The organism is Pseudomonas sp. S2_A10, from assembly GCF_054668465.1.
On sequence record NZ_CP162773.1, the window covers coordinates 5,127,760 to 5,145,525 of the forward strand.

At 58.3% G+C, this 17,766-nt stretch carries 15 protein-coding genes; 6 read left to right on the forward strand and 9 right to left on the reverse strand.

The features are described 5' to 3' along the window. Nucleotides 1-204: 204 nt before the first annotated feature. Both AB4N41_RS22955 and AB4N41_RS22960 read right to left on the reverse strand, forming a co-directional pair. The gene (locus AB4N41_RS22955) at nucleotides 205-1,344 is read right to left on the reverse strand and encodes a glycerate kinase (RefSeq protein ID WP_460138078.1); all 1,140 of its coding nucleotides are present in this window, start codon (nucleotides 1,342-1,344) and stop codon (nucleotides 205-207) included. 168 nt (nucleotides 1,345-1,512) lie between these two features. Beyond that, nucleotides 1,513-2,634: a sugar diacid recognition domain-containing protein gene (locus AB4N41_RS22960; protein ID WP_150635138.1), complete on the reverse strand. Its 1,122-nt coding sequence runs from the start codon at nucleotides 2,632-2,634 to the stop codon at nucleotides 1,513-1,515. A 171-nt stretch (nucleotides 2,635-2,805) separates the two neighbouring features. On the opposite strand from AB4N41_RS22960, the gene AB4N41_RS22965 reads away from it, so the two are divergent. Continuing rightward, nucleotides 2,806-4,116 carry an MFS transporter gene (locus tag AB4N41_RS22965; protein ID WP_150740942.1) on the forward strand — a complete coding sequence of 437 codons (1,311 nt, stop codon included), beginning with the start codon at nucleotides 2,806-2,808 and terminating at the stop codon, nucleotides 4,114-4,116. A 292-nt stretch (nucleotides 4,117-4,408) separates the two neighbouring features. Beyond that, complete coding sequence (rarD, locus tag AB4N41_RS22970) at nucleotides 4,409-5,290, forward strand: EamA family transporter RarD (RefSeq protein ID WP_056789655.1); 882 nt, start codon at nucleotides 4,409-4,411, stop codon at nucleotides 5,288-5,290. 173 nt (nucleotides 5,291-5,463) lie between these two features. Here rarD and hppD read toward each other — a convergent pair whose 3' ends face one another. After that, a complete protein-coding gene (hppD, locus tag AB4N41_RS22975) occupies nucleotides 5,464-6,540 on the reverse strand; it encodes a 4-hydroxyphenylpyruvate dioxygenase (RefSeq protein WP_016774910.1) in 1,077 nt (358 codons plus the stop codon). Between the two features lie 351 nt (nucleotides 6,541-6,891). Between hppD and AB4N41_RS22980 the strand changes: the two genes are divergently transcribed. Together AB4N41_RS22980 and AB4N41_RS22985 are read left to right on the forward strand one after the other, a co-directional pair. Next, complete coding sequence (locus AB4N41_RS22980) at nucleotides 6,892-8,427, forward strand: EAL domain-containing protein (RefSeq protein ID WP_460138079.1); 1,536 nt, start codon at nucleotides 6,892-6,894, stop codon at nucleotides 8,425-8,427. Between the two features lie 227 nt (nucleotides 8,428-8,654). Beyond that, nucleotides 8,655-9,020 carry a histone-like nucleoid-structuring protein, MvaT/MvaU family gene (locus tag AB4N41_RS22985; protein ID WP_041480175.1) on the forward strand — a complete coding sequence of 122 codons (366 nt, stop codon included), beginning with the start codon at nucleotides 8,655-8,657 and terminating at the stop codon, nucleotides 9,018-9,020. Between the two features lie 215 nt (nucleotides 9,021-9,235). Here the strand turns inward: AB4N41_RS22985 and AB4N41_RS22990 are convergent, their stop codons facing one another. Continuing rightward, a complete protein-coding gene (locus AB4N41_RS22990; RefSeq protein WP_095180140.1) occupies nucleotides 9,236-9,754 on the reverse strand; it encodes a DUF4946 domain-containing protein in 519 nt (172 codons plus the stop codon). Between the two features lie 137 nt (nucleotides 9,755-9,891). Here AB4N41_RS22990 and gloA point away from each other — a divergent pair, with 137 nt between their 5' ends. Then, nucleotides 9,892-10,413, forward strand: a complete 522-nt coding sequence (gene gloA / locus AB4N41_RS22995; RefSeq protein WP_039762746.1) for a lactoylglutathione lyase — start codon at nucleotides 9,892-9,894, stop codon at nucleotides 10,411-10,413. 251 nt (nucleotides 10,414-10,664) lie between these two features. Here gloA and ahpF read toward each other — a convergent pair whose 3' ends face one another. The 3 genes from ahpF to AB4N41_RS23010 form a co-directional block, all read right to left on the reverse strand. After that, complete coding sequence (ahpF, locus tag AB4N41_RS23000) at nucleotides 10,665-12,227, reverse strand: alkyl hydroperoxide reductase subunit F (protein WP_252876398.1); 1,563 nt, start codon at nucleotides 12,225-12,227, stop codon at nucleotides 10,665-10,667. A 124-nt stretch (nucleotides 12,228-12,351) separates the two neighbouring features. Beyond that, nucleotides 12,352-12,915 carry an alkyl hydroperoxide reductase subunit C gene (ahpC, locus tag AB4N41_RS23005; RefSeq protein ID WP_016774916.1) on the reverse strand — a complete coding sequence of 188 codons (564 nt, stop codon included), beginning with the start codon at nucleotides 12,913-12,915 and terminating at the stop codon, nucleotides 12,352-12,354. A 137-nt stretch (nucleotides 12,916-13,052) separates the two neighbouring features. Continuing rightward, on the reverse strand, nucleotides 13,053-13,991 hold the full coding sequence (locus AB4N41_RS23010; RefSeq protein WP_252876399.1) for a site-specific integrase: 939 nt from the start codon (nucleotides 13,989-13,991) through the stop codon (nucleotides 13,053-13,055). A gap of 177 nt (nucleotides 13,992-14,168) precedes the next feature. Between AB4N41_RS23010 and AB4N41_RS23015 the strand changes: the two genes are divergently transcribed. Further along, nucleotides 14,169-15,185 (forward strand): DNA-binding protein, encoded by a 1,017-nt coding sequence (locus AB4N41_RS23015; RefSeq protein ID WP_460138080.1) that lies wholly within the window; start codon nucleotides 14,169-14,171, stop codon nucleotides 15,183-15,185. Here AB4N41_RS23015 and gorA read toward each other — a convergent pair. Next, nucleotides 15,182-16,540 (reverse strand): glutathione-disulfide reductase, encoded by a 1,359-nt coding sequence (gorA, locus tag AB4N41_RS23020; protein WP_460138082.1) that lies wholly within the window; start codon nucleotides 16,538-16,540, stop codon nucleotides 15,182-15,184. The two genes, AB4N41_RS23015 and gorA, sit on opposite strands and share 4 nt — an antisense overlap. 129 nt (nucleotides 16,541-16,669) lie before the next feature. Further along, a complete protein-coding gene (galU, locus tag AB4N41_RS23025; RefSeq protein ID WP_024013124.1) occupies nucleotides 16,670-17,509 on the reverse strand; it encodes a UTP--glucose-1-phosphate uridylyltransferase GalU in 840 nt (279 codons plus the stop codon). Nucleotides 17,510-17,766: the final 257 nt, after the last annotated feature.

Genomic DNA, 17,766 nt, shown 5'->3' on the forward strand with positions numbered 1-17,766 from the left:
CCTGACCGTTGTATCGGCCAGGCTTGAGGAAGGTTTCGGGTCTGCGGTAAATATTTTTCAGGACGTGGCAACAATCAAAAACTGCTCCGCTGCCCTTGGTAGGAGCTGTCGAGTGCAACGAGGCTGCGATCTTTTGATCCTGCTTTTAAAAGTCAAAAGATCGCAGCCTCGTTGCACTCGACAGCTCCTACATAGGCAAGCCGATCAGCGTTGGGCGGCGAGTTGCCAGACCCGAGCAATATCGGTGGCGCGTTCACGCAGCAGGCGCGGAGCTTCGGCGCAGGCTTGTTCGAGCGTCATCGGTCCGCTGGTCACGGCGAAAGCGGCGTCGATGCCGTGTTGATAGAGCTCCTGATAGCCCTCGCCCAAGGTCCCGGCGATCACAATCACCGGCACAGCGTGTTGTTTGGCAACTCGCGCAACACCGAACGGCGTTTTGCCGCGAAGGGTTTGCGCATCGAAGCGGCCTTCTCCGGTAATCACCAGATCCGCACCTCTGACCGCGTCAGCGAGCCCGACCAGTTCCGCTACCACCTCGACGCCCGCCTGAAACTGCGCACCGAGAAAAGCCTTGGCGGCAAACCCCAGACCACCCGCCGCGCCGCTGCCCGGTTCATCGCGCACGTCCCTGCCCAATGCTTGCGCGCAAAGCTCGGCGAAGTGCCCCAGCGCCTGATCGAGTTGCTCAACCTGCGCGGGCGATGCGCCCTTCTGCGGGCCGAAAATGGCCGAGGCGCCGTGAGGGCCGCAGAGCGGATTGTTGACATCAGCGGCGATGTCGAAACGCACATCGGCCAGACGTCGATCAAGTCCACTCAGATCCAATCGCGCCAGTTGCGCCAAGGCCAGGCCGCCGGGCACCAGCGACTGATTCTGCGCATCCAGCAACTTCACCCCCAGCGCCTGCATCGCCCCGGCGCCGGCGTCATTGGTCGCGCTGCCGCCAATCGCCAGAATCACCCGTTGTGCGCCGGCATCCAGCGCTGCACGAATCAATTCACCTGTGCCAAAGGTGCTGCTGATGCAGGCATCGCGCTGTCCCGGCGGGACCAGTTGCAGACCGCTGGCCTCGGCCATTTCGATGATCGCGGTGTGGTTGTGCGGCAGCCAGCCCCATGCGGCTTCGACCGGCGCGCCCAGTGGACCGCGCACGCGGGTGCGGCGTAACTCACCTTCGCAGGCTGCGAGTATCGACTCGACCGTACCTTCGCCGCCATCGGCCATCGGGCATTTGATCAGCGTCGCCTGCGGCCAGACCTGTGCCAGTCCGAGGGCAATGGCTTCGGCAACGCCTTGGGCACTCAGGCTGTCCTTGAACGAGTCGGGGGCGATGACGATTTTCATGGGAATTCTCCGGTTGCAGTGGCATTCATGCTGCCAGTCGGCCTGCGCCTTGACGCCGGTCGAGTGCACAAGTGGCGTCGGCGTTTATTGTTCATTTCCACAAAAGATATGTGTTGGTCGTACCGGCCTCATCGCTGGCAAGCCAGCGATGGCGGCCTCAAGGACAACTCATGGCAATGGATCAGTCTGCGGCAGCAGCTGCACCCCCAGATACAACGCCAGCATCCCGTCCAGCTTCAACGGATCAACCCCGCTCAACTCGGCAATCCGCTCCATGCGATAACGCAGACTATTGCGATGAATGCCCAACGCCTCGGCGCAGGCCTGGCTCTGCCCGTCGTGCTCGCACCAACTGCGCAGGGTCGCCAGCAACTGGCCGTTGCTGTCCTTGGCGATGACCTGGCGCAGCGGCTTGAGCAGTTCGTCCAGCGCATCATCGTTGCGATGACGCCACAGCATGACCGGCAAGCGATAACGATTGAGCGTCAGCAGTCTCGAATTCGGCAGCACGTCACGACCATAAGCGAGCAAATCGCCGACTCGTCGGTAACAGCGACGCAACCCGGCCAGACCATCCGCCTGCCCGCCGACGGCGATGCGCAAAATCTTCCAGCCGAGGCCATCGAGTTTTTCCAGCAGGCGATCATGCTCGACGTTCTGGCTCGCCGGGCGACACCACAACAACGAAGACTTCGCCGAACTCACGCACCAACTGTCCGGGTAACGCGAGGTCAGCCACGCACTCAGTGCCTCGACGGTTTGCCCCGGGCCGTGCTCAAGACCCAGCTCAAACAAATACGGCACCCGGGTCAATTGCGGCTTGAGCCCTAGTTGCTGCGCCTCATCGATCAGACGCGGCGAATCCCCCGCCTCGCTCAGCAGCAACGCCAGCAGATCATCGCAACGCTGCCGTCGCCATTGTTGCTCGGCCTGCTGGTTGCGCTGGCCGACCAGCATTTCAGCGGTCATGCGCACCAGCTCGGCGTAGGTGCGCAATTGCTCCGGCTCGCCGGTGATGCCGAGCACGCCGATCAAGCGCTGATCGAGCAGCAGCGGCAGATTGATCCCCGGTTGCACACCTTTGAGATGCACCGCCGTCTGCGCGTCGATTTCCACCACACGCCCGTTGGCCAGCACCAGTTGCGCGCCTTCATGACGGGTGTTGATGCGTTCCGGTTCACCGCTGCCGAGGATCAGGCCCTGACTGTCCATGACATTGACGTTGTACGGCAAAATGGCCATGGCCCGGTCGACGATGTCCTGGGCAAGGTCGTGATCGAGTTCGAACATAGCGGCGGCAATCCTTCAGTTCAGGCACGAACGGTTGTTCAGCCGCACAGGGTCTGGCGGAAAACCCTGTGCTCAGGCACAAAGACAATCCGGCCAAAGGTGGCCGAGACTCTCAGGGCGATCAACGTTACCCTTTGCATCGCAAAAAATCATAATAAAGAGAGAGCCGCTATGTCGCAGAGCGCCGCAGCTACCCAGACCATCGACGACGGTAAAAACGCCGTCTACAAACGCATCACCCTACGTTTGATTCCCTTCATTTTCATCTGCTACCTGTTCAACTACCTCGACCGGGTCAACGTCGGCTTCGCCAAATTGCAGATGCTCGACGCACTGAAATTCAGCGAAACTGTGTACGGCCTCGGCGCCGGGATTTTTTTCATCGGTTATGTGCTGTGCGGCGTGCCGAGCAACCTGGCACTGACCCGCTTCGGTCCTCGGCGCTGGATTGCCTTGATGATGATCACCTGGGGCACGCTGTCGACCTGCCTGTTGTTCGTCACCACCCCGACCGAGTTCTACACCCTGCGCTTTTTCACCGGTGCCGCTGAAGCCGGTTTCTTCCCGGGCGTCGTGCTGTATCTCTCGCAGTGGTTCCCGACCTTCCGCCGTGGCCGGATCATGGCGTTGTTCATGTCGGCAATTCCGGTCTCCGGTTTGCTCGGCAGCCCGTTTTCCGGCTGGATTCTCAACCACTTCGCCGCTGGCCAGGGTGGCCTGGCCGGCTGGCAGTGGATGTTCCTCCTGCAAGGCATTCCGACCGTGATCCTCGGTGCGCTGGCGTATTTCCTGTTGAGCGACAGCTTCGCCAATGCCAAATGGCTGACCGCCCACGAGCGTTCGGTGCTCGAAGCCGACCACGCCGAAGACCTCGCCAACAAACCGAAAACCGCCACCGACTCGCTGCTCGCGGTGTTCAAGAACCCAGCGATCTGGGCCTTCGGTCTGATCTATTTCTGCATCCAGAGCGGCGTGTACGCGATCAACTTCTGGCTGCCGTCGATCATCAAGAACCTCGGCTTCAGCGACAACCTGGTGATCGGCTGGCTGAGTGCGATTCCGTACCTGCTCGCGGCGGTGTTCATGCTGGTCGTCGGGCGCTCGGCGGACTTGCGCAAGGAGCGCCGCTGGCACTTGGTGGTACCGATGCTGATGGGCGCTGTCGGGCTGGTGATCGCGGTGAATTTCGCGGCCAATCCGGCGATTGCGATTCTCGGCCTGACCATAGCGACCATGGGCGCACTGACCGGTCTGCCGATGTTCTGGCCGGTGCCGACCGCCATGCTGAGCGCGGGCGCGGCGGCTGGTGGGCTGGCGCTGATCAACTCGATGGGGCAGATGGCCGGGTTCCTCAGCCCGTACCTGGTGGGTTGGGTCAAGGACAGCACGGGTTCGACGGATGCAGCGTTGTACGTGCTGGCGGTGGTAATCGTCGGCGGGAGTCTGCTGGCGTTGCGGATGACGCGGACGTTGCGGGCCTAATCAGACGCGCAGATCAAAAGATCGCAGCCTTCGGCAGCTCCTACTCTGGAATGCGTTCCCTGTAGGAACTGCCGAAGGTTGCGATCTTTTTCGTTTAAGCGATGCAATCATGCATAGCGCCAGCCGACGCAACATCTATGCTGAATCTGCTGGCCTCTTCGCGAGCAGGCTCGCTCCCACAGGTTTTGTGCTTGGCTCCAGGATGTGGGAAATAATGAGCATCCGCTCAATATTCAGCACAAAAACCACGTATCCTGCGCGCCCCGTTCAACCATCACGTCGCGAGGACAGTTTGTCTAAAGGTATCGCTCTATCGGTTTCAGCCTCCGTGCTGTTTGCCGTCATGTATTACTACACGTCGCTGCTGACCCCTCTGAGCGGCGTGGAAATCTTCGGCTGGCGCATGCTTCTGACCGTTCCGTGCATGACGGTGTTCATGCTGGTTTCCGGGGAATGGCGGCGGGTGCTGGAGCTGTTCCGATTGATGGCCGCCAGGCCGAAGCTGATCGCCGGGCTGCTGGTTTCTTCCGCCCTGCTCGGGGTTCAGCTGTGGCTGTTCATGTGGGCACCGCTCAATGACTACAGCCTGGATGTATCACTGGGCTATTTCCTGTTGCCACTGGCGATGGTGCTGACCGGGCGGATTGCCTATGGCGAGAGCCTGTCTTACCTGCAGAAAATCGCGGTATTTTTCGCCAGTCTTGGCGTGTTGAACGAGCTGTATCAGGTTGGCGGATTTTCCTGGGCGACGCTGATGGTCGTGGTCGGTTATCCGCTGTACTTCGTACTGCGCAAATACCTGCAAACCGACAACCTCGGTGGCCTGTGGGTCGACATGACCCTGATGCTGCCGGTCGCCTACTGGTTTGTGCAGGGCGGCGAACAGGGCCTGGCCGTGTTCGATCAATATCCGGGGCTGATGTGGCTGATTCCACTGCTCGGCCTGATCAGTGCGTCTGCGCTGGTGGTGTATATCATCGCCAGCCGCTTGCTGCCGTTCAGTCTGTTTGGGTTGTTGAGTTATGTCGAACCGGTGCTGTTGCTCGCGGTGGCATTGTTGCTGGGAGAGAGCATCAAGTCGGGCGAGTGGCTGACTTACATCCCGATCTGGCTGGCGGTTGTGGTGCTGGTGTTCGAAGGCTTCAAACACTTGATGCGCCAACGCCGCTCTTAAATGCAACACAAGACAAATGTGGGAGCGAGCCTGCTCGCGAAGTCGTCAGACCAGTCAACATGAGTGTTGAATGAAAGTCCGCATTCGCGAGCAGGCTCGCTCCCACAGGTTTTGGATGAAGCAAAAAAATCCCGGCCCTGCATTTCTGCAGGCCGGGATTTTTTCATTTCAGATTACTCGGTGGTCAACACACCACGACGCACCTGGTCACGCTCGATCGATTCGAACAGGGCCTTGAAGTTGCCCTCGCCGAAGCCATCGTCGCCCTTGCGCTGGATGAATTCGAAGAACACCGGCCCCATCAGGGTTTCCGAGAAAATCTGCAGCAGCAGACGCTTGTCGCCCTGCTCCGATGCGCCATCGAGCAGGATGCCGCGCGATTGCAGCTGATCGACCGGCTCGCCGTGATTCGGCAGGCGACCTTCGAGCATTTCGTAGTAGGTATCCGGCGGCGCGGTCATGAAGCGCATGCCGATTTTCTTCAGTTGATCCCAGGTCTTGATCAGGTCGTCGGTGAGGAACGCAACGTGCTGGATGCCCTCGCCGTTGAACTGCATCAGGAACTCTTCGATCTGCCCGGCGCCCTTGGACGACTCTTCGTTGAGCGGAATGCGGATCATGCCATCCGGTGCGGTCATGGCCTTCGAGGTCAGGCCGGTGTACTCGCCTTTGATGTCGAAGTAACGGATTTCACGGAAGTTGAACAGCTTCTCGTAGAAGTTCGCCCAATAGGCCATGCGACCGCGATAAACGTTGTGGGTCAGGTGGTCGATGATCTTCAGGCCAGCGCCAACCGGGTTGCGATCAACACCTTCGATGAACACGAAGTCGATGTCGTAGATCGAGCTGCCTTCGCCGAAACGGTCGATCAGGTACAGCGGCGCGCCGCCAATGCCTTTGATTGCCGGCAGGTTCAGTTCCATCGGACCGGTCTCGATGTGAATCGGCTGAGCGCCGAGTTCGAGTGCGCGGGAATAGGCCTTCTGCGAATCCTTCACGCGAAACGCCATGCCGCAAACGGACGGGCCGTGTTCGGCGGCAAAGTAGGAGGCGACGCTGTTGGGTTCGTTATTGAGGATCAGGTTGATTGCGCCCTGACGATACAGGTGCACGTTCTTGGAACGGTGGGTCGCGACTTTGGTGAAGCCCATGATCTCGAAGATCGGCTCCAGTGTGCCAGGAGTCGGCGCTGCGAACTCGATGAATTCAAAGCCCATCAGGCCCATTGGGTTTTCGTATAAATCTGCCATGGTGACGCCTCATCATTTCTTATCAATTAACCAGGGTTATTTGTCAGGAAAGTGATGTGGACGGCGGCGCACAGGAGATGCCACGCACGCTGCGCGCGAGGAAGTCTCCGTAGATCAGTTGAAACCCGAATATCTTCATTGTCGACCCAAGGCTCTTGCGGGCGAGGCTTCTGCTGCCAGAAGACGATTATTATTGTATGCGTAACCCGATTCTACACAGCGTAACCAGACCTGTCTGCCCTCTGTATAAAATCCGCTTTTTTACCTACGGCACAAGAGCTATCTGCCATCTATTCTCCCCTCTGGCTCAATTGTTTATCGGGTCGGATTTCTAAACCACAGGATGTGTCCATGCCACTGACCCACCGATCCCGCCGCAAACGCAGCACCCGAATCGCAGTGACTTTGCTCACCGGTCTGCTGCCAATCGTGCTGGGCAGTGGGATTCTTTATATGCAGGCAAAACGAACGCTGGAGCAAAGTGCCGGGGAAACGGCCGAACAAGCGTTGCAACAGTTCGATCTGATGCTCGACAACACGGCAGAAGCCGCCCGGGTTCTGCTGCCTCTGGCCGGGAAAAATTGCGAAGACGTGAAACTGGCCCTGCGCGAACAAGTGACCCGACGCCCCTTCGTGCGCTCGACCAATCTGGTCTGGGACAACATTCTCTACTGCAGCTCACTGTTCGGGCAGTTCAAGGAAGCGGTCAATGCCGGGGACTATCATCAAGGCAAATTGTGGTTGATGAACGGCAATCCCGTCACCCCCGACACGGCATTGTTGATCTACCGCCTCAGCGACGGTCGTGGCGGCGCGCTGACCACGCTTGATGGTTATCACCTGAGCAACATCCTGCGCCTGATCGGCCGCCAGACATTACTGATGTTGCAAGTGGGCGATAACTGGCTGTCCGCCGACGGCAGAGTGCATCAAGGGCCCCTGCCCGCTTTGCCGGTCGCGCATAGCATGCTCGAATCCGAACGATACGGTTTCAACGTGTCGGCGGGTTTTCCCGAAGGAGAAACCTGGCGTTACATGGCGGCCAATTATCCGCCGTTGTTCAGCCTGCTGATATTTTTCGGCGTGATCTCGGGCGCCATCGGCCATGTCGTGCAGAAACGCTCGAACTCGCCCAGTCACGAAATGCTTCGCGCACTCGAGGCCGGGGAATTCATTCCTTACTTCCAGCCGGTGGTTCACGGTGACAGCAAGCAGTGGTCCGGCGCTGAAGTGCTGATGCGCTGGAATCACCCGAAAGAGGGCCTCGTACGCCCGGATCTGTTCATTCCATTTGCCGAGCATTCAGGCTTGATCGTGCCGATGACCCGCGCGCTGATGCAACAGACTGCCGCCCTGCTGGGACCGCATTCTGCGGTCTTCGCCAAACCTTTCCATATCGGCATCAACATCACTGCCAGCCATTGCAAGGATCTGGAACTGGTCGAAGACTGTCGCGACCTCCTGGCGGCGTTTGCGCCCGGCAGCGTCGAGCTGGTGCTGGAATTGACGGAGCGCGAGCTGATCGAACCGAACGACATGACCCTGCAACTGTTTGAGCAATTGCACGCACTTGGAGTGAAAATCGCGATCGACGATTTTGGTACAGGCCACTCAAGCCTCGGCTACTTGCGCGCCTTCAAGGTCGACTTTCTCAAGATCGATCAGAGCTTTGTCGCCATGATCGGCATCGATGCGCTATCACGGCATATTCTCGACTCCATCATTGAACTGTCGGCAAAGCTGGATCTGGCCATTGTTGCCGAAGGTGTCGAGACACAGGCCCAAGCCGATTACCTGACGGAGCATCAGGTGGATTTCATGCAAGGTTATTTGTTTGCCAAACCGATGCCGGCAGCAGATTTCATCAGCGCATTAAGTGATCGTTAACTCATTAGCATAGCCCGTCCAACAACCGCACCAAATTGATACAAAAAGTCATTGTTGTTACATGGCGACAACATCAGGATTTACTCTTGTCGCATTAACTACTACAATTTTTTCAACCTGAGCCAGACTGACAGGTGAGCCAATTATCACCGAGTCGCTTCCAGGCTCTTGGCTTATAGCTTTGTTTGCGGTTGGTATCAGCCAAACACACTATTGGAGTAAAGATATTGTCCAGACTCGCTGAATTTCGCGCAGCTGAAAAGGCCCTTCAGGAACAGCTCAAACAGCTGGAGTCACTGAAGAATGACGCCGGGCTCAAGAAAGAAATCGAATTCGAAGAAAAGCTCCAGGGACTGATGAAAACCTATGGCAAAGGCCTGAAAGATATCATCGCTATCCTCGACCCGAACCCGGCGAAGTCCGGTCTGCAGGCCGCCCCAGCGCCGAAGACCCGCCGCGCCCGCGTCGTCAAGGTTTACCAGAACCCGCACACTGGCGAGCTGATCGAAACCAAGGGCGGCAACCATCGCGGCCTGAAAGCCTGGAAAGAACAGTACGGTGCGGCCACCGTGGATTCATGGTTGCGCGGTTAATCTGACGCCAACAAAAAGCCCTGCGCGATGCAGGGCTTTTTTATTGACAATATCTAACAAATGAAATGATTTTCATCGAACAAGTTGGAAAATTGTGTAACGTTACTGAGTCATCACGCTAAACATTTTGCTGCGCGATGTTGCTGCAAACGATGAATCAAACTTTGTGCTTAATCCTTTCCGGCATTCAAAACACCGCGAGTTAGTACGGACGTTTATAATTTCAGGCTGTTACGTGCCGCCTCTATGTCGTCGGCGCTCGCCTTATAAACCTCAGCCTGACCGGCATATGAAAGTACATAAGCCTTGTCTGTTTCCACGGCAGCCACCAACGTTTGTGATAATACGTGCCGGCCGTTCTCGGTGATCGTGCAAGTCGTCTCCAACCCGGTCAATGATCCGAACGCAGCCGGATGGATTCGGTTGCAGACGCTCTGATAACCACTGCGGAAGAAATCCTTCTGGATGGATTTACGCATCTCCAGCAGCACGCCTTGCAAATTGACCTGATGCCCCGCCTCCACTTGCGTCATGGTCAACTCCATCACCATCACCTGATTGCCGTCGGCATCGAGCTTCACTGCCCTTTGCCGCGAGACTGGCGGCGCGGTATCCGGCAACACTTCAACCTTCCAGCCCGCTGGCCAGGTGATGCTCGGTTCGGCCATGGCCGGGAAAACCACGGCCAATGACAAAGCAAAAAAAACAAACACGGATTTGAACAGTCGGATCATTGCCGGACGCACTCGAAGGTAGAGAGCAAAGTCTGAGCCCCGCCCTCGCGCAGGGCAAGCCCGCCTTGCATTTGGCGATGCCGGCCGGCATGCGTATCATTGCGCCCATTCACTCGCCCATTGTTATTGGAGGGCCCATGAGCCTCAACGAACTGAACACTTTCCCCGGCGTGACCGCCACGCCAGACAGCGCAACCCGCAACTTCGTGTTCAACCACACCATGCTGCGCGTGAAGGACATCACCAAGTCGCTGGATTTCTACACCCGCGTCCTGGGTTTCTCGCTGGTCGAGAAGCGTGATTTTCCGGAAGCCGAATTCAGCCTGTACTTCCTTGCGCTGGTCGATAAAGCGCAGATCCCGGCCGATGCTGCTGCGCGTACCGAATGGATGAAATCGATTCCAGGCATTCTCGAATTGACCCACAACCACGGCACCGAAAACGATGCCGACTTCGCCTATCACAACGGCAACACCGATCCGCGTGGCTTTGGTCACATCTGCATTTCGGTGCCGGACATCGTCGCAGCGTGTGCACGCTTTGAAGAGCTGGGTTGCGATTTCCAGAAGCGCCTGACCGACGGCCGGATGAAGAGCCTGGCCTTCATCAAGGACCCGGATGGCTACTGGGTCGAGATCATTCAGCCTGCGCCGCTGTAAAAGCTGAAAGCCCCTACCCTAGCCCTCTCCCAGAGGGAGAGGGGACTGATTGCGGGATGTTGGAGAATTACGCCGACTTGAACGATTGGCGGTGAATCCATAATCGACCGGCTCTCTCAGGTCGATGGATGACTTCAGACACCTCGGTCGGCTCCCTCTCCCTCGGGAGAGGGCTGGGGTGAGGGGTGGCTTTCCACGCGCAATAAAAAACCCATGATCGCTCATGGGTTTTTTCGTTTTCGACCTGGCAGTTACGCCGGGGCCGAAGTCCGGATCAGGTGATCGAACGCACTCAGCGAAGCCTTGGCGCCCTCGCCCACTGCAATCACGATCTGCTTGTACGGCACAGTCGTCACGTCACCCGCTGCAAAGATCCCCGCAATGGAAGTCTCGCCACGGTTGTCGACAATGATCTCGCCACGCGGCGACAGCTCGATGGTGCCCTTCAGCCAATCGGTGTTCGGCAGCAGACCGATCTGCACGAAGATGCCTTCCAGCTCAACCGTGCGCAGTTCATCGGTAGTGCGGTCCTTGTAGCGCAGGCCGTTGACCTTCTCGCCATTGCCGGTGACTTCAGTGGTTTGCGCACTGGTGATCACGGTAACGTTCGGCAGGCTGTGCAGCTTGCGTTGCAGCACGGCGTCGGCACGCAGTTGCACGTCGAATTCCAGCAGCGTTACGTGCGCCACGATACCGGCCAGATCGATCGCCGCTTCAACGCCGGAGTTACCGCCGCCGATCACCGCTACGCGCTTGCCCTTGAACAGCGGGCCGTCGCAGTGCGGGCAGTACGCCACGCCTTTGTTGCGGTATTCCTGCTCGCCCGGGACGTTCATTTCGCGCCAGCGTGCGCCGGTCGCGAGAATCACGCTCTTGGCTTTCAGGGTTGCACCGCTGGCGAAGTGGACTTCATGCAGCTCGCCGTTCTTGCCCGGGATCAGCTTGTCGGCGCGTTGCAGGTTCATGATGTCGACGTCGTACTGCTTGACGTGTTCTTCCAGCGCCGTGGCCAGTTTCGGCCCTTCGGTTTCCTGCACGGAAATGAAGTTCTCGATGGCCATGGTATCCAGCACCTGACCGCCGAAGCGCTCAGCCGCGACACCGGTGCGGATGCCTTTACGTGCGGCGTAGATAGCGGCCGAAGCACCCGCCGGGCCACCGCCGACGACCAGCACGTCAAAGGCTTCTTTGGCGCTGATCTTCTCGGCCTGACGCTCAATCGCGCCGGTGTCGAGTTTGGCAAGGATTTCCTCCAGGCCCATGCGGCCCTGGCCGAAGTTTTCGCCGTTGAGGTAGATGCTCGGCACAGCCATGATCTTGCGATCGTTGACTTCGTCCTGGAACAGCGCGCCGTCAATGGCGACGTGGCGGATGTTCGGGTTGAGCACGGCCATCAGGTTCAGCGCCTGAACGACGTCCGGGCAGTTCTGGCAAGACAGCGAGAAGTAAGTCTCGAAGCTGAACTCGCCTTTGAGCGAGCGGATCTGCTCGATCACTTCAACGCTGGCCTTCGACGGGTGGCCACCGACTTGCAGCAGAGCCAACACCAGCGAGGTGAATTCGTGGCCCATTGGAATGCCGGCGAAACGCAGGCTGATGTCGGCTCCAGGGCGATTGATCGAGAACGATGGCTTGCGGGCATCGTCACCGCTGTCGATCAGAGTAATCTGGCTCGAAAGACTGGCAACGTCTTTCAGCAGTTCCAGCATTTCACGGGATTTCGCACCGTCGTCGAGGGATGCAACGATCTCGATCGGTTGGGTGACCCGTTCCAGGTACGATTTCAACTGGGCTTTAAGATTGGCGTCCAACATACGGGCGATTTCCTTTATTTGAGGCGAAAAAAAGCCCGAGCGAATCTCGCCCGGGCATTTTTATTGGGCGGTGCAGCTAACTTAAGAAGGTGCGGCGTGCCGCCCTGCGTTGCATGTCACAGACTTAGATCTTGCCGACCAGGTCCAGCGACGGAGCCAGAGTGGCCTCGCCTTCTTTCCACTTGGCCGGGCAAACTTCGCCTGGGTGTGCAGCGACGTACTGAGCAGCCTTGATCTTGCGCAGCAGCTCGGAAGCGTCACGGCCAACGCCGCCATCGTTCAGTTCAACGATTTTGATCTGGCCTTCAGGGTTGATCACGAAGGTGCCACGGTCAGCCAGACCAGCTTCTTCGATCAGCACGTCGAAGTTGCGGGAGATGACGTGGGTAGGGTCGCCGATCATGGTGTATTCGATTTTGCCGATGGCTGGCGAAGTGTTGTGCCAGGCAGCGTGAGCAAAGTGGGTGTCGGTCGAAACACTGTAGATTTCCACGCCCAGCTTCTTGAACTCAGCGTAGTTGTCAGCCAGGTCTTCCAGCTCGGTTGGGCACACGAAGGTGAAGTCGGCTGGGTAGAAGAACACTACGGACCACTTGCCTTTCAAGTCAGCATCCGAGACTTGAACGAAGTCGCCGTTTTTGAACGCGGTAGCTTTGAACGGTTTTACTTGGCTGTTGATGATAGGCATCGATGACTCTCCGTCAGGGGTTATGAAGTTGATGGGTGAATCCTACCCACTCACTCGACGGAAGGCTCATTGGCAAACCTGATACTGCTGATTTGTTTTCGCTATTAGCTGACTGTATTAATAGAAGAAAACGATCTCTACGGCTGATCCGGCTTATCCATAATCCGAGCCATTCCCTGGAATGGGCTGACCTCAACATAGCGCATGGCGGATTTCATGTCCTTCCAGCCAACATAACTCATCAACGATTTCAGATCCCAGCCGCTCTGATGCGCCCAGGTTGCAAAACCGCGTCGCAACGAGTGACTGGTATAACCGGCGGCGACAATCCCGGCGCGCTGCAACGCCTGGCGGAGCAGCGGAATAATGCTGTTGGCGTGCAGGCCCTCCTCGCTCAGATTGCCCCAGCGATCAATGCTGCGGAACACCGCGCCGCGCACCAGCGCAGCTTCTGTAATCCAATCGATATAGGCCTGCACCGGGCACAACTTCAACAGCGCCGGGGCCTGGTAGGTCTGCCCGAGGTTTTCCCGGTCGCCCTTGCTGCGCGGCAGATACAGAGTGATGCCCTTGCCAGCGCTCGCCTGCACATGCTCGATTTGCAAACGGCACAATTCGTCGCTGCGAAAGCCGCGCCAGAAGCCCAACAGAATCAGCGCGCGATCCCGATACGCCTTGAGCAAGGTCGGGCGGTCCTGTTCTTCCCGGGCCGTCTGCGCCTCCTGCTCAAGCCAATCGATCACGCGCTGCAGATCCTGCAATTGCAGCGGCTCAGCCTGTTTTTCCTGCGCCGGGTGCAAAGCACGAATGCCCTTGAACACCTTGCGCACCACTGGCGCCTTGGTGGGATCGGCAAACCCCTGACTGTTGTGCCACTGCGCCAGCGCCGACAGACGCAGCTTCAGCGTGTTGATCGACAGCACGCCAGCGTGCGCCACCAGATATCGCGCAACGCTGTCGGCAGTAGCCGGCAGAAATCCGCCCCACGTCACCTCGAAGTGCTCGATGGCCATGCGATAGCTGCGGCGAGTGTTGTCCCGGGTGGCGGCTTGCAGATATCGATCAATGTCGCTCATGGGCAGTTTTCTCGCTGGCGTACGGGTTCAGGCATGCAGGTGCGCATTTTGCCCCCTGACATTGGGTAATACCAGTATATCCCGCCTGTTTTATCTCAAAGATTTACCTATATTTTCAGCATGGTACACTGCGTACTTTAGTGGCATGTACCACAGTACGTAAACGTAGGAGTTCACATGGCCCGTGGCGGCATTACCAAAGCACTGGTGCAAATCGCACGCACAGCGATCCTGGCTCGCGGCGAACACCCAAGCATCGATGCAGTACGCATTGAAATGGGCAACACCGGCTCGAAAACCACGATCCATCGCTATCTGAAAGAACTGGACGACGGCGCCCAGCCGAATGAGGCGTCGGCAGAACCGATCGATGATGAGCTCACCGCCCTCGTCTCTCGACTCGCCCAGCGCCTGAAAGAACAAGCACAGGAACCCATCGAGCAAGCCCGCGAACAGTTCGAGGAGCAACGCGAAGCACTGGAAACCGAGCTGAAACAGGTTCGCCAGGCGCTGGAAAAACTCGAGCACGACCACGACATTCAAGGCGCCGCGCTGCAACGCGAATCCGAAGCGCTGGGCAACACCCGCTCGATGCTGCAAACCGAACAGACGCGCAACGCCGGCCTCAACCAGGCATTGGCCGACTTTGAATTGCGCTTGCAGGACAAGGACGAACAGATTCGCTCACTGGAAGAGAAGCACCTGCACGCCCGCGATGCGCTTGAGCATTACCGTAACGCAACCAAGGAACAGCGCGAGCAGGAGCAGGCCCGCCATGAAGGGCAACTTCAGCAGATACAGGCAGAATTGCGTCAAGCCCAGCAGAGCGCGTTGGTGCGTCAGGATGAGATCACACAGTTGCACCGTGACAACGAACGCTTGCTCACCGAAAACCGTGGCACTCAGCGCGAGCTGAACCTGGTGCAGGATCAGCTCAAGCACAGCAATCAGCGTCAGGATCAGTTGCTCGAGCAGGCCACGCGCATGGACAGCGAGCGCACCCTCCTCCAGGAACGTCTGCGCGTGGCGGCACTGGAAAGCCAGGCGCTCAAACAGAGCGTCGACGAGCAGACGCAGCTCAATCAGTCACTGGAGAAGGAATTGCTCAAGGTTCAGGCAAGCCTTGAGGACAGCCAGCGTCTGGCGTCTGCCGTTGCGGCAGCGCCAGACTCGGCCAAAGCGACAGACGCTTAAGCGCTGACCGGCGTACGCATGGTGACGAACTCTTCGGCGGCCGTCGGGTGCACCCCGATGGTGTCGTCGAAGTCGCGCTTGGTCGCGCCGGCCTTCAAGGCGATCGCCAGACCTTGCACGATCTCGCCAGCGTCCGGGCCGACCATGTGGCAGCCAAGCACCTTGTCGGTTTTGGCGTCGACCACCAGCTTCATCAGGGTTTTCTCCTGACAGTCAGTCAGGGTCAGCTTCATCGGCCGGAAGCGGCTCTCGAAGATCACCACCTCGTGGCCGCATTCGCGCGCTTCTTCTTCGCTCAAACCGACCGTGCCGATGTTCGGCAGGCTGAACACGGCGGTCGGAATCATCTTGTAGTCCACCGGACGGTATTGCTCCGGCTTGAACAGACGCCGCGCCACGGCCATACCTTCGGCCAGAGCGACCGGGGTCAGTTGCACGCGACCAATGACGTCGCCCAGCGCCAGAATCGACGGCTCGGTGGTTTGATACTCGTCGTCGACTTTGATAAAGCCCTTGTCGTCGAGCTGCACATTGGTGTTTTCCAGGCCCAGATTGTCCAGCATCGGACGCCGGCCGGTGGCGTAGAACACGCAGTCGGCTTCGAGTACGCGACCATCCTTGAGCGTCGCCTTCAAGCTACCGTCGGCCTGCTTGTCGATGCGCGCAATGTCGGCATTGAATTGCAGATCGAGGCCACGCTTGGTCAATTCCTCTTGCAGATGCTTGCGCACCGACCCGTCGAAGCCGCGCAGGAACAGATCGCCGCGATACAGCAGCGTGGTGTTGGCGCCGAGGCCATGGAAAATTCCGGCGAACTCGACGGCAATATAACCGCCGCCGACCACCAGCACACGCTTGGGCAGCTCTTTGAGGAAGAACGCTTCATTCGAACCGATCGCATGCTCATGCCCGGGGATTTCAGGGATCTGCGGCCAGCCGCCGGTGGCGATCAGAATGTTTTTCGCGGTGAAGCGCTCGCCATTAACCTCGACCTCGTGCGGCCCAACGATTTTCGCGTGCGCCTCGTGCAGGGTCACGCCGCTGTTGACCAGCAGATTGCGATAAATGCCGTTAAGGCGATTGATTTCACGGTCCTTGTTGGCGATCAGCGTGGCCCAGTCGAAGTTGGCTTCGCCCAGGTTCCAGCCGAAACCGGACGCCTGCTCGAAGTCCTCGGCAAAGTGCGCGCCGTAGACCAGCAGCTTTTTCGGCACGCAGCCGACGTTGACGCAGGTGCCGCCCAGGTAACGGCTTTCGGCCACCGCCACTTTCGCCCCGAAGCCGGCGGCAAACCGCGCAGCCCGCACACCGCCGGAACCGGCACCAATCACATAAAGGTCAAAATCGTAGGCCATTTCTATCTCCTCGGCAGGCCATCAGCATACCCGCAGCCATTCATTGGGCAAGCACTGCCATCCATATAAGGGCGGAAAATGAAAAAGCCACCCGAAGGTGGCTTTCTTTTGCAGACGAGGCAGATGCTATTAGTAAGCTTTGCCAGTCTTGTAGAAGTTTTCGAAGCAGAAGTTGGTCGCGTCGATGTAGCCTTCAGCACCACCGCAGTCGAAACGCTTGCCCTTGAACTTGTAGGCCATGACGCAGCCGTTCTGGGCCTGCTTCATCAGGGCGTCGGTAATCTGGATTTCACCGCCCTTGCCTGGCTCGGTCTGTTCGATCAGGTCGAAGATGTCCGGGGTCAGGATGTAGCGACCGATGATCGCCAGGTTCGACGGCGCGTCTTCCGGCTTTGGCTTCTCGACCATGCTGTGCACGCGGTAGATGTCGTCGCGGATCATTTCGCCGGCGATGACACCGTACTTGTTGGTTTCCTGCGGATCGACTTCCTGGATCGCGACGATCGAGCAGCGGAACTGCTTGTACAGTTTGACCATCTGGGTCAGTACGCCGTCGCCGTCGATGTTGACGCACAGGTCATCCGCCAGGACCACGGCGAACGGTTCGTCACCGATCAGTGGGCGGCCAGTCAGGATTGCGTGGCCCAGACCTTTCATTTCGGTCTGACGGGTGTAGGAGAACGAGCACTCGTCCAACAGCTTGCGGATACCGACCAGGTACTTTTCCTTGTCGGTGCCCTTGATCTGGTTTTCCAGCTCGTAACTGATGTCGAAGTGGTCTTCCAGAGCACGCTTGCCACGGCCGGTGACGATGGAAATCTCAGTCAGGCCCGCGTCCAGTGCTTCTTCAACGCCGTACTGGATCAGTGGCTTGTTTACCACCGGCAGCATTTCTTTAGGCATGGCTTTGGTCGCTGGGAGGAAGCGAGTGCCGTAACCGGCTGCTGGAAACAAGCATTTCTTGATCATATAAGTCCTTGAAAAGGCTGTGTGTACGAGTTTCGAGGCAGTCTAATCAGGCGGCGTGCGCCTTACAATGCCCCGCGCTGGCTAACCGATGCCAACATAGAGAAATATTCGCGCGGATAGTTCCATCCGGGTATTTCAGCGGCGGCGTCAGCGTAGCTCAAGATCCGGGCAAACAGGATCACCATACGCTTATCAGCCCCCATTGCGAGCATTTGCCGCTATCATGGCGCCTTTGAACCAGCGAATGAGACAGACTA

Excerpts from the sequence above, each read along its gene's own strand:
- AB4N41_RS22955 (WP_460138078.1), bottom strand. The coding sequence starts at position 1,344 with ATGAAAATCGTCATCGCCCCCGACTCGTTCAAGGACAGCCTGAGTGCC.
- AB4N41_RS22960 (WP_150635138.1), bottom strand. The coding sequence starts at position 2,634 with ATGTTCGAACTCGATCACGACCTTGCCCAGGACATCGTCGACCGGGCC.
- AB4N41_RS22965 (WP_150740942.1), top strand. The coding sequence starts at position 2,806 with ATGTCGCAGAGCGCCGCAGCTACCCAGACCATCGACGACGGTAAAAAC.
- hppD (WP_016774910.1), bottom strand. The coding sequence starts at position 6,540 with ATGGCAGATTTATACGAAAACCCAATGGGCCTGATGGGCTTTGAATTC.
- AB4N41_RS22980 (WP_460138079.1), top strand. The coding sequence starts at position 6,892 with ATGCCACTGACCCACCGATCCCGCCGCAAACGCAGCACCCGAATCGCA.
- AB4N41_RS22990 (WP_095180140.1), bottom strand. The coding sequence starts at position 9,754 with ATGATCCGACTGTTCAAATCCGTGTTTGTTTTTTTTGCTTTGTCATTG.
- gloA (WP_039762746.1), top strand. The coding sequence starts at position 9,892 with ATGAGCCTCAACGAACTGAACACTTTCCCCGGCGTGACCGCCACGCCA.
- ahpF (WP_252876398.1), bottom strand. The coding sequence starts at position 12,227 with ATGTTGGACGCCAATCTTAAAGCCCAGTTGAAATCGTACCTGGAACGG.
- ahpC (WP_016774916.1), bottom strand. The coding sequence starts at position 12,915 with ATGCCTATCATCAACAGCCAAGTAAAACCGTTCAAAGCTACCGCGTTC.
- AB4N41_RS23010 (WP_252876399.1), bottom strand. The coding sequence starts at position 13,991 with ATGAGCGACATTGATCGATATCTGCAAGCCGCCACCCGGGACAACACT.
- AB4N41_RS23015 (WP_460138080.1), top strand. The coding sequence starts at position 14,169 with ATGGCCCGTGGCGGCATTACCAAAGCACTGGTGCAAATCGCACGCACA.
- gorA (WP_460138082.1), bottom strand. The coding sequence starts at position 16,540 with ATGGCCTACGATTTTGACCTTTATGTGATTGGTGCCGGTTCCGGCGGT.
- galU (WP_024013124.1), bottom strand. The coding sequence starts at position 17,509 with ATGATCAAGAAATGCTTGTTTCCAGCAGCCGGTTACGGCACTCGCTTC.